Origin of the sequence: Haloferula sp. A504 (assembly GCF_044385805.1) — a bacterium.
Classification (GTDB): Bacteria; Verrucomicrobiota; Verrucomicrobiia; order Verrucomicrobiales; family Akkermansiaceae; genus Haloferula.
In genome coordinates, this window is sequence record NZ_JBISBU010000206.1 from 1 (window position 1) to 500 (window position 500).

Consider the following 500-nt stretch of genomic DNA (forward strand, 5'->3'; position numbering starts at 1 on the left):
TAACCGCTGCTGTGCTTTATCGCGCAACAATCGAATGTCCCCTTGAGAACCTCCACACTTTGTGGCGTTCCCAGCCAAAATGCCGAGTCAGAGGTGTCAAGCGACGGATTAAAATTGATTCCTGGATCATCACCCCTATCAACCGAAATTGCTTCCCACTCACCGCTGCCGGAGTGCTTCTGAAGGCACTTCGTCCGATAATACAAGTCGAGCTTATCAGCGATTTCTGGATGCCCAACGATGTCGCCATGAAAATCCATCAGATGAGCTTCATCAAATATCCAGTTGATAATACTCCCAAGGACCGGACTAAAAAACACTAAGACATCAACCCTTTCAAGAAAGTTGGATCTGAGCTCTTGCCCCAGCCAATCTAGTCCAAGTATATCGAAGCGAAGCACTCCATTATTGCCTACGAACACATACAGGTTCACTCCGCCCCGTTCTTCAATCAGGTCCCTGGATGGCCACCTGCCGGTCACGGGATCATACCAACGGTA

Annotated in this window: 1 protein-coding gene; it reads right to left on the bottom strand. The window is 49.0% G+C overall.

Translation table 11 applies throughout. The annotated features are described in order from the left end of the window. Window positions 1-500: RHS repeat-associated core domain-containing protein (locus ACG2LG_RS24205; protein ID WP_396263478.1), on the bottom strand; the 500-nt coding region annotated here is incomplete at both ends.